This window comes from Yoonia sp. 208BN28-4 (assembly GCF_037543925.1).
In the GTDB taxonomy this organism is placed as follows: Bacteria; Pseudomonadota; Alphaproteobacteria; order Rhodobacterales; family Rhodobacteraceae; genus Yoonia.
Genome location: NZ_JBBIFY010000001.1, coordinates 1,222,804 through 1,233,758 on the forward strand (window position 1 = coordinate 1,222,804; position 10,955 = coordinate 1,233,758).

At 59.3% G+C, this 10,955-nt stretch carries 8 protein-coding genes; 6 read left to right on the top strand and 2 right to left on the bottom strand.

The annotated features are described in order from the left end of the window. The first annotated feature begins 13 nt into the window (after nt 1-13). Nucleotides 14-1,813, top strand: coding sequence for an IlvD/Edd family dehydratase (locus tag V8J84_RS06045; protein ID WP_339929000.1), 1,800 nt, complete (start codon nt 14-16; stop codon nt 1,811-1,813). 10 nt (nt 1,814-1,823) lie between these two features. Next, on the top strand, nt 1,824-2,672 hold the full coding sequence (locus V8J84_RS06050) for a fumarylacetoacetate hydrolase family protein (protein WP_339929002.1): 849 nt from the start codon (nt 1,824-1,826) through the stop codon (nt 2,670-2,672). On the opposite strand, the gene V8J84_RS06055 is transcribed toward V8J84_RS06050, so the two are convergent. Both V8J84_RS06055 and V8J84_RS06060 read right to left on the bottom strand, forming a co-directional pair. Then, complete coding sequence (locus V8J84_RS06055) at nt 2,669-3,679, bottom strand: Gfo/Idh/MocA family protein (protein WP_339929004.1); 1,011 nt, start codon at nt 3,677-3,679, stop codon at nt 2,669-2,671. The two genes, V8J84_RS06050 and V8J84_RS06055, sit on opposite strands and share 4 nt — an antisense overlap. Beyond that, nucleotides 3,676-4,764, bottom strand: a complete 1,089-nt coding sequence (locus tag V8J84_RS06060) for an isocitrate/isopropylmalate dehydrogenase family protein (RefSeq protein ID WP_339929006.1) — start codon at nt 4,762-4,764, stop codon at nt 3,676-3,678. The genes V8J84_RS06055 and V8J84_RS06060 overlap by 4 nt, the downstream gene beginning before the upstream one ends. Nucleotides 4,765-4,913: 149 nt before the next feature. Here V8J84_RS06060 and V8J84_RS06065 point away from each other — a divergent pair, with 149 nt between their 5' ends. The 4 genes from V8J84_RS06065 (at nt 4,914) to V8J84_RS06080 (ending at nt 10,769) form a co-directional block, all read left to right on the top strand. Then, nucleotides 4,914-5,204 (top strand): putative quinol monooxygenase, encoded by a 291-nt coding sequence (locus V8J84_RS06065; RefSeq protein ID WP_339929008.1) that lies wholly within the window; start codon nt 4,914-4,916, stop codon nt 5,202-5,204. After that, on the top strand, nt 5,201-5,986 hold the full coding sequence (locus V8J84_RS06070) for an N-acyl homoserine lactonase family protein (protein ID WP_339929010.1): 786 nt from the start codon (nt 5,201-5,203) through the stop codon (nt 5,984-5,986). The genes V8J84_RS06065 and V8J84_RS06070 overlap by 4 nt, the downstream gene beginning before the upstream one ends. Continuing rightward, on the top strand, nt 5,983-7,203 hold the full coding sequence (otnK, locus tag V8J84_RS06075; RefSeq protein WP_339929012.1) for a 3-oxo-tetronate kinase: 1,221 nt from the start codon (nt 5,983-5,985) through the stop codon (nt 7,201-7,203). Before V8J84_RS06070 ends, otnK begins: the two co-directional genes overlap by 4 nt. Before the next feature lie 245 nt (nt 7,204-7,448). Next, complete coding sequence (locus V8J84_RS06080) at nt 7,449-10,769, top strand: M10 family metallopeptidase C-terminal domain-containing protein (protein WP_339929014.1); 3,321 nt, start codon at nt 7,449-7,451, stop codon at nt 10,767-10,769. Nucleotides 10,770-10,955 lie beyond the last annotated feature (186 nt).

A 10,955-nucleotide genomic window follows, 5' to 3' on the forward strand; every position in this document is an offset into this window, starting at 1 on the left:
AAGGTGCGACAGCATGACCAAAAAGATCGGTATCGACGACCTGCGCTCACGCGACTGGTTCATGAACAAAGACAACGCCGAGATGACGGCGCTTTATCTTGAACGCTACCTGAACTACGGCCTAACCCGCGAAGAGCTGCAATCAGGCAAACCGATTATCGCCATCGCGCAAACCGGCAGCGATCTGTCGCCCTGTAACCGGCACCATCTTGAACTGACCAAGCGCGTGCGCGACGGGATTATCGCGGCAGGTGGCACACCCATCGAAGTGCCCGTGCATCCCATTCAGGAAACCGGCAAACGCCCCACGGCATCGCTGGACCGCAACTTGGCCTATCTGTCGCTGGTCGAAACGTTGTTCGGCTACCCATTGGACGGTGTTGTGCTGAACATCGGCTGCGATAAAACCACGCCCGCGCTGCTGATGGCGGCGGCGACGGTCAACATCCCCGCGATTGCGCTGTCTGTCGGCCCGATGCTGAACGGCTGGTGGAAGGGCGAGCGGGCAGGCTCCGGCACGGTGATCTGGAAAGCACGCGAGGAACTGGCGGCTGGCAATATTGACACCGACGAATTTATGGAAATCGCCGCCGCCTCTGCCCCGTCTGTTGGCTATTGTAACACGATGGGCACAGCCACCACGATGAATTCACTGGCCGAAGCGCTGGGCATGCAACTGCCCGGTGCCGCTGCCATCCCCGCGCCTTACCGTGAACGTGGCCAGATCAGTTATGAAACAGGCAAGCGCATCGTCGAGATGGTCTGGGAAGACCTGCGCCCGTCCGATGTGATGACACGCGAAGCGTTCGAGAACGCCATTGTGATCAACTCCGCGATCGGCGGCTCCACCAACGCGCCCATTCACCTGAATGGCATTGCCCGGCATCTGGGCGTGGAACTGACAAATGATGACTGGCAGAAGATTGGCCATGACGTCCCGCTGCTTGTGAACCTGCAACCGGCGGGCAAATATCTGGGCGAGGATTATCAGCAGGCGGGCGGTGTGCCTGCCGTGGTCGCCGAATTGATTGCAGCGGGCCGCTTGCCGCACCCCGACGCGATCACCGTGAACGGGCAGGGCATGGGGGCCAACTGTGCGGCGCGCCGCTCGACCAATACCGACGTCATCAAGACGGTCGATGCCCCGTTGCTAGAGCAGGCGGGTTTCATCAATCTGTCTGGCAACCTTTTCGACAGCGCGATCATGAAAACCAGCGTGATCAGCGCGGAATTCCGTGACCGCTACCTGTCCAACCCAGACGATCCTGATGCGTGGGAAGGCCGCGCCGTGGTCTTTGACGGGCCAGAGGATTTCCACCACCGGATTGATGATGAGGCGGAAGGCATCGACGAAAACTGCATCCTGTTCATGCGCGGCGCAGGGCCAAAAGGCTATCCGGGCGGCGCGGAGGTCGTGAACATGCGCCCGCCATCCTATCTGATCAAAAAAGGTATCAAGGCGCTGCCTTGCATCGGTGACGGGCGGCAATCCGGCACATCCGGCAGCCCGTCGATCCTCAATGCCGCACCCGAGGCCGCAGACGGCGGCGGTCTTGCGCTTTTGCAAAACGGCGACCGCGTGCGCATTGATCTGCGCAAATGCACCGCCGATATGCTGGTCCCGCTCGATGAACTGGCTGACCGCGCGACCAAGCTGGAAGCGGCAGGCGGATATGCCTTCCCCGAAAACCAGACGCCGTGGCAGGAATACTTCCGCAATCTGGTCGGACGGTTTGACGAAGGGATGACGCTGAAAGGCGCGGAAAAATATCAGGACATTTCGCGCAAATTCACACCGCGCGACAGCCACTAGGAGCGATGCAATGAAACTGGTCAGATACGGTGAAGCAGGTCAGGAAAAGCCCGGTATGATCGACGCTAGCGGCGCGCTGCGTGATCTGACGGGGCATGTGGGCGATATCAACGGCACAGCACTTGGCGATGACGTGCTGGACCGCTTGCGCGCAATTGACCCCGACACGTTGCCAGAGGTTGCGGGAAATCCCCGCCTTGGCGCCTGTGTCGGCAATATCGGCAAGTTTCTGTGCATCGGTCTGAACTATTCCGACCACGCGGCAGAGGCTGGCATGGCCGAGCCCGATCATCCGATCCTGTTTTTCAAGGCCAATTCAGCGATCGTCGGCCCCAATGACAACGTCAGCCTGCCGCGCAATTCGACCAATACCGATTGGGAAGTTGAACTTGGCGTGGTGATCGGCACGGCGGCAAAATACGTGGACGAGGCTGACGCGCTGAACCACGTCGCGGGCTATTGCATCGTGAATGACGTGTCAGAGCGTCAGTTTCAAACGCAGCTTTCCGGCCAATGGACCAAGGGCAAATCCTGCGACACCTTTGGCCCCACAGGCCCGTGGCTTGTTACGCGCGATGACATCGCCGACCCGCAGAACCTTGATATGTCACTTGATGTGAACGGCACGCGGATGCAGACCGGAAACACCGGCACGATGATCTTTACCGTGGCGCAGATTATCTCGCATCTGTCTCAGCTGATGACACTTCATCCGGGCGACGTGATCAGCACCGGCACCCCTCCGGGGGTCGGCATGGGGATGAAACCAACGCCGGTCTACCTCAAAGAGGGCGACGTGATGGAGTTGTCGATTGATGGTCTGGGCCAGCAGCGTCAGTTGGTCGTGCGCGACGCCTAAAGCGTGATCTTGCGCCCTTCCGCGTCTGAGCGATAAATCGCGTCTTCAATCTCGCGGACCTTCAGATAGTCGCGGGCCATGTTTTCCAGCGGCGTGCCGTCCAGCAGTCCTGCGACCACATGGCTTTGCAGGTGATGCACGCAATCGCCACCAAAGCCGTCATGGGTATCAGGCGGCAGGCGTGTTTCCTCGGCTAGCGCGCCAAATGCCCTGAAGGTCACCAACCCGTCACCATAAAGCGTGAGCGTTCCAGCGGTGCCTTCGATCATGGCCTCGCCCATCGTGCGGCGCTTGTTATCCGCGGCATGATCCAGCAGTCGGTTCCCGTCAAAAAGCCCGCGCGTGCCGTTTGCAAAGTCAAAGATAACAAACCCAGCGTCCTCGCCCTGAATGGCGGGGTTCATCCGGCGCAAGTCGGCGTAAACGGCTGTGGGATCGCCAAGCAGATAGCGAAACGTGTCCACCCAATGCACGCCTGTCTCGTGGATCAGCAGTTGCGGCATCGACTGGAAATACGGCTGCCGATCCAGATAGGCATCCGGCCCCTGACCATCGCCGGGGCGGAGCCGAAAGGTGATCTGGTGCACCTCACCGATCAGACCCGCATCAATGTCGGCCTTCATGGCACGATACCACGGCATGAAGCGGAAGTTTTCGTGGATCACCAGCGTGGCACCCGCATCTTCGGCAAGCGTGGTCAGTTGTTGGGCCTCAACCAGCGAGGTGCCGAACGGCTTTTGACAGATCAGCGTTTGCACACCGGCTTGCAGGGCTGTCGTGATCGCGGCGCGGTGGCCGTCAGGGGGCAGGATGATATCAAGAATATCGGGTGTCTGGTCCGCCAACATCTGTGCCAGATCATCGTAGGCTGGCAGACGCGTCGCGCGCGCCTTGGACAAATCATGGTCACAAGCGGCGACGCATGTAGCCCGCGCCATCCGCGCCCAACTGTCGTAGTGGAAACGGGCGAAATAGCCCGCACCCACACAGGCAACGCGCAAAGTCATGCGCGATCAAGGGCGTCTTGCACCGCCTGTGCCGCCTCTGCTGTCGTGGCGGTGCCGCCCAAGTCACGGGTCAGATGCGTGCCCGCCGCCACGATGCGGTCGACGGTTTCACGCAACCGCCGCCCGTCCGCCACCATCGCGGCGTTATCATGGCGCAGACCAAGCCACTCCAGCATCATCGCGGCTGATAGGATCATCGCAAAGGGGTTCGCCAGCCCTTGCCCCGCGATATCGGGGGCAGAGCCGTGGCAGGGTTGGAAAACCGCATTGTCGAGCCCGATATCGGCAGAGGGGGCAAGGCCCAGCCCGCCCATCAAGCCCGCGCCAAGATCGGACAGAATGTCGCCAAACATGTTTTCCGTGACCATCACGTCAAAGTTCCACGGCTTTTGCACCATCCACAGGGCGGTGGCGTCAACATAGGCGTGATCGGCTGTCAGGTCGGGGTTTCTTGCGGCCTCTTCGTCGAAAATCTCGCGAAAGAAGGCAAAGGCGCGAAACACGTTGGCCTTGTCGACGCAAGTGACGCGTCCCGGTCCGTCGCCAGCCTCTTTACGGGTGCGCGCCATATCAAACGCAAACCGGAACAGCTTTTCCGAAATGTCGCGGGTGATCCGCAGTGTTTCGCGCGCCTCGGTCTCGGTGACCTCGCCGGTGCCTTGCGTAAAGAAAAGGCCCTCGGTGCTTTCGCGGATCAGGACAAAGTTGATGTCCTTGCCCGCGGGCAGTTTCAGCGGCGTTGGCTGACCGGCCCGCACAGTCACGGGCCGCACGCCCGCAAATAGGGTCAATGCTTTGCGCAGATCAATCTGCGGGGAAATCTCGGTGCCATCGGCATAGCGCACATCGGGCAACCCCATGGCAGACAGAAGGATCGCATCAGCGCGCCGTGCGGTGTCCATCGACGCGGCGGGCAAGGCATCGCCTGTGCGGGCGTAATGCGCAGCACCCGCAGGCGCATCGGTGAACGCCAGATGATAGCTGTCTGACCGCTGCGCCATAGCGCGCAGGATATCCAGTGTCGGGGCCATAATCTCAGGCCCGATTCCATCCCCGTGAAACACAGCTATCTGGTAGTCTTGCATCTGCGCGATCCCTTGCATCTGAGCCACTTTCGCAATAACGTATACATTAATGCGGGCGCGAAGATACCCCGATCCTGCATTTAGATGTTGCGCCAAACCCGATCTGGCATTTGGCTGGGCTGAAAGGTGCTCTCAGAAAGGACACTGCCATGTTTGCTGTTACAGTCCGGTTCGACATTGCTGCCGATCAGGTGGATGCCTTTCACGCTGCCATGATCGAAAACGCGGCAACGTCCCTGCGCGTTGAGCAGGGGTGCCAGCGGTTTGATGTCTGCTTTAACGATGATACCCCCGCGCAGGTGTTTCTTTACGAGGTTTACGACGATCCCGCGGCTTTCGCGGCCCATCTGGACAGCGCGCACTTCAAGTCCTTTGATCAAATGGTCGCCCCGATGATCCTGAAAAAGGACGTGGCAACCTTTACGCGGGTGATCGCATGACCCCGTGGGAGGTTTTTGCGGTCAAATACGCGGATCGCAACGCACGGGTGCGGGCGGACAGCTTTATTTTTGACGACAATCACGACGCGCCACACCCGATGGACTATTTCATGTGGGTGCTGCGGCGTGGGGATCAGACTATTTTGGTCGATACCGGCTATGATCACGCCGAGGCAAAGGCCCGCGATCGTCCGATTCTGCTGGAGCCCGGTCCGGCACTGGCCCCGCTTGGGATTGCGCCGCAGGATATTGACCAACTGATCGTGACCCATCTGCACTATGATCACGCGGGCGGGCTGCACCACTTTCCCAATGCGACATTGCACCTTCAGGCCGCCGAGATGGCTTATGCGACAGGGCCATGCATGTGCCACGACACGTTGAAAATGCCGTTCACCGCCGACCACGTCTGCGAGGCGATCAAACGGTTATACGCAGGCAAGGTGCTCTTTCACGATGGCGACAGCCAGATTGCAGAGGGCGTCACGCTGCACCGCATCGGTGGCCATTCGCGCGGGCTGCAATGTGTGCGGGTCATGACGTCTGTCGGCTGGCTGGTGTTGGCCTCTGACGCGGCGCATTTCTACGAAAATGTAGAGGCCCGCAAACCGTTTCCGATTGTCGTTGATTTGCAGGACATGCTTGACGGCTTTGACACGCTTGAGCGGCTGGCAAGCGCGCCCTCGCTGATTGTTCCGGGGCATGATCCACTTGTCAGGTCGCGCTTTCCGCAAGGGCCTGCCAGCCATATCTCGCGTCTTGATGTGGGGCCTGTCACATGAAGCTGGGCGTCATCGCGGATGATTTCACCGGCGCATCCGACATCGCGCTGACCATTGCCGAGGCGGGCATGACCGTCGCGCAATTCAGTGGCGTGCCTGATGCAGGGCGGTCGGACGTTGATGCAGGTGTTGTGGCTCTCAAATCGCGCACCGCGCCAGTTGCAGATGCCATCGCGCAATCCGTAGCCGCGTGTGACTGGCTTATTGGCCAAGGGGCGAAACAGATCATCTTCAAGGTGTGCTCAACCTTTGATTCAACGCCGCAGGGCAATATCGGGCCGGTGCTGGATGCGCTTGCCGACAGGTTGGGTGCGGGACCTGTGATCGTGTGTCCGGCGTTTCCCGAAAACGGTCGGTCGGTCTACATGGGGCAGTTGTTCGTCGGGGATGTGCCGCTGAACGAAAGCGGCATGCAAGACCATCCGCTGACGCCCATGACAGACGCCGACCTGCGTCGCGTGCTGGCAGCGCAATCGCACAGGCCAGTGACGCATATCGCGGCGCCGACTGTGTGGAGTGGTGCGGATGCCATCCGTGATGCTTTGCCCGACAGGGGCCACGTCATCGTGGATGCGATCCGCGACGATGATCTGCGCACAATCGGTCTGGCGGCCCTTGGGCTGCCGCTGCTCTGCGGTGGGTCCGGCATTGCATTGGGGCTACCGGCCAACTTTGGCGCAACGCCGTCCATGCCGCATTGGACACCTGTGACAACACGCGGTGTGGTCCTGTCGGGATCATGCAGTCGCGCGACCCGCGCACAGGTCGCGGCATTTCGCAAAGATGCGCCAGCGCTCGAAGTGACCGTGGATGCCATTGTCGCGGGCGATATCACGCCGCAGACCGTCGTGAACTGGATTTTAGTGCAAAGCGTGGCGCCGCTGGTTTATTCATCTGCCGATCCCGATGACGTGGCCGCAGCCCAAGCGAAACACGGCAGTGACACCGCCGCGCGCGCCATCGAAACACTTTTCGCAGACGTGGCGCGGGCCTTGGTCGACGCGGGGTTCGGGCGGATCGTTGTCGCAGGCGGTGAAACCTCTGGCGCGGTTGTGACAGCCTTGGATGCCCGCGCGCTCGACATTGGACCACGGATCGCGGCGGGTGTGCCGATGGTCAGGATTGCAGGCTTTGATGTGGCGCTGGCGCTGAAGTCAGGCAACTTTGGCGATGTGGATTTCTTTGCCAAAGCCTTGGCGCAGATGGCAGGCGATTAGGCGGAAATCTGTCGTTCGTCGGCGGTGTCATGCCCGAACGCCGCGCCACATGGTTTCGGCTGGTCGATTGTTCCCGAATTTGAATAAGTCATCTCTATGACGCGGTTCTGTTGCGAATCCCGAAATAGAGGCTTGAAGTACAATGAAATTTTCCAAGATTGCGGCAGTGTTGACCCGTCTTTGCCACGTTGTTGGCATCATTCGTACATAGCGGTTTTCGGAACCTGTAATGGAATGGTGAAGATATGACGGTTGTTGATAGCCACTGGGACACGGACCAATGCTGCTGCCAGTTTTGCATGGAATCGCTTGCGCGCGAATGGGAAGACACCGGAACTATCATGGAGCCGCCTGTTTCGTCAGATGACGAAACGCTGAACCCCTACGACAAGCCGATCTGGAGCGCGTATGAAACCGCCCAGCACCTTGCCCGTCAGGGATCAACATGGGCCGACGACGGTAATATCATCGACGGTAAAACCGCTGTGACGTATTACTTCTACGATGGATCAGCCGCTGACGACCCGATCAATGCGTTTGAAGAGATCAACCAGATTAACACCCGCAAAATCCTTGATCAGTATGCAGAGGTTGGCCTTCTTGTCTTTAATGAGGTCGCCGATCCGCTGGATGATCCCGATATCACCTTCAAATACCGCGATGGTCAGAACGGTGGCGGCTACTGGAATGGGCAAGAGGTTGTCGTGTCCCGTGTCGGATGGGAGCCGGAGATGGAGCCGGGGACCTATAACCAGAACCTGATGCTGCACGAGATCGGCCATGCCCTCGGCCTCAACCATCCCGGAGCCTATAACGGTGGTGGGTCCAACTACGTCGATAATGCCGAATACTGGAACGACAGCGGCCAGTACTCCAACATGAGCTATTGGTCCGAAAGCAACACCGGCGCATCGTTCGGCCAGCTGTCGACCTTGGGCCTGCACGATATCCTTGCGATCCAGATCGAATATGGCGTCAACACATCCACGCGGACGGGCGATGACACCTACGGCTTTAATGCCACGGCTGGGAATGCCTACGATTTCGATTCGACCCGCACCAATGGATCAGGCAGCGAACGGTCCAATATCGACATGGCCTTCAGCATCTGGGATGCGGCTGGCAACGATACGCTTGATCTGTCCGGCTCTGGCGTGGCGGTTGATCTGGACCTGCGTGAAGGGGCGTTCAGCTCTACCAATGGTCGGGTTTACAACGTGTCGATTGCTTACGGGGCTGTGGTTGAAAACGGTGTCGGGTCTGACCACAACGATACCTTGCGCGGCAACGCGGCCAACAATGTGCTTTTTGGCGGGCTTGGCGACGATGTGATGATCGGCGGGTCTGACAGCTATGATGCAACACCCGATCCGCGTGCCTTTACCGGCGTGTTGATGAACAACGATCCCGTCCAGTTTGACCAGTATCTTGCGGCCGAAGGGTTGACCGCACTCAGCCAGCCTGCGTTCACGATTGACATGATGGTGGACATCACCCGCATGTCCTCGCGCGAAACGACTTTCGTGTCTTATGCAACAGCAGGCAACGCCGATACGTTTCTGGTGCAGGGCCGCAATGACGGCATGCTTCGGATCGAGATCAACGGCGAAATTATCGATACCGACATCGAAACTCTGTCGCTCATCGACGGCAACAGCCACCGGCTCAGCGTCGGATGGGAGGCTGCCACGGGTCAGCTACGCGTGCATATCGACGGCGCAGTTGCTTGGACAGGCACGCTTCAGGCAGGTGCCGTGATCGGCACAGGCGGCACGCTTGTCTTTGGGCAGGATCAGGACAATCTGGGCGGCGGCTTTGATATCCGTCAGACGTTCCAAGGCGTCATCGGTGATATGCGTATCTTTGACGGACAGCGCAGCGATGCAGCGATTGCCCAAGATGCGTTCTCGGCACCAGCGGGGCCCGCGCCTGTGCATCACTGGTCCGTGACAGATCAGTCCGCAACTCAGATCATTGATATCGGCGCGGGCGGGTTGATTGATTTTGTCGCAACCGATCCGACAAATGTCACGGCCACACAATCCAGCCAGTATGGCAGCTACACAGCCGATTTCGCCATTGATGGCAACGTGGATACTTTCAACCACACGTGGAACGACGCGCAGGAATATCTGTCGATTGCCTTTGATACGGCGGTTGAGGCCCAACTGGTCGAGGTGATCAACCGTGCGAGCAGTTCCTTCCGGCTCGACGGTGTTGTTGTCGAATTTTATGACGCTGACGGCACTCTTGCCGCACAGTCCGCTCCGATTACCGGCGCAAGCTGGCAAAGCGCCCATCTTTTCGAAGTGCCGGACGGCATCACCCTCAGCGAGGTCCGCGTGGTCAACGCGGGGCAATATCTTCACGTGTCGGAAATCCGTGTCCTTGGCGGCAATGGCGCGACCAAGGATTTGTCAGTGATGAACGGCGCAACCGTCGTGCCCGTGGGTGAGGCGATCATCGTCAGTGATGCCGATAGCCTTTTCGGCGGTGACGGTGCCGATAGCATGTATGGCGGCTTTGGCGACGATAGCCTGCATGGTGAGGCGGATAACGACAGCCTGTTCGGCGGCGCTGGCACAGACAAACTGCATGGCGGCGACGGCGATGACAGATTATATGGCGGCGCCGGAAACGATCGCGTCTTTTCCGGCAAGGGACAGGACGATGTATTCCTTGGCAGCGGCGACGATTACGTGCGCGTGGGCGGCGGCGTCGAAAACTTCTCGGGCGGCGCGGGCAACGACTACATCAGCTATTTCGATAGCTCCAACGGCGTTAAGCTGAACCTTGAAAAAGGCACAGCAAGCGGGTCTTGGGCCAGCAACGATACCGTAACGGGCTTTGAAAGCGTTGGTGGTTCCCGCACAGGATCGGATCATATTACCGGCACATCCGGCGCCAACGTCATTCGCACATATGGCGGCAACGATAAGGTCTATGCAGGTGCCGGCGCCGATAAGGTCGAATTGGGCGATGGCAACGATTACGTGCGCGTGGGCGGCGGTGTCGAATCCTTCGATGGCGGCGCGGGCACGGATTACATCAGCTATTACGACAGCTCCAATGGCGTGCGGATTGATCTGGAGGCCGATCAGGTCAGCGGCTCATGGGCCGTGAACGATACCATCCGCAATTTTGAAAGTGCTGCAGGATCGCGCACAGGCAACGACATGCTTCTTGGTTCCGCTGATGCCAATATGCTGCGCGGCTACGGTGGTGATGACAGGCTGTATGGTCGGGCTGGAGCGGACACGCTTTACGGCGGATCGGGCGATGATTTTCTGGACGGCGGCGACGGGCCTGGTGTTGATGTGCTTTACGGCGGGGCAGGGGCGGATGAATTCCACTTCGACCGCGGCGAGGGCACCGATGTCGTGAAGGATTTTGAAAGCACCATCGACAAAATCGCGCTTGATAACTTTGCCTTCGCGGTGGGGGAGGCCTTTGATTACGCTGCCCAACTTGGCGCGCACGTGGTCTTCGACTTCGGAGACGATGGCCACCTGACGGTTGAGAACACCACAGTGGCCCTACTTGAAAACGACCTGATCCTCGTCTGAGGATCGGTCGGCTTTCGACCGCATTACTGCGGCGCGGCCAGCACAACTTTGTCATCTGAGGAATTGCTGGCTGGGATGGTAGGAAGCCTTACCAGTCGTTGGTTGTATGGACGGGACCGCTCGGCTCAACAAGACTGGGGCACTTTCCGAGGCAAAAAAAGAGAAGTATGGATGATCCCCCCCGGC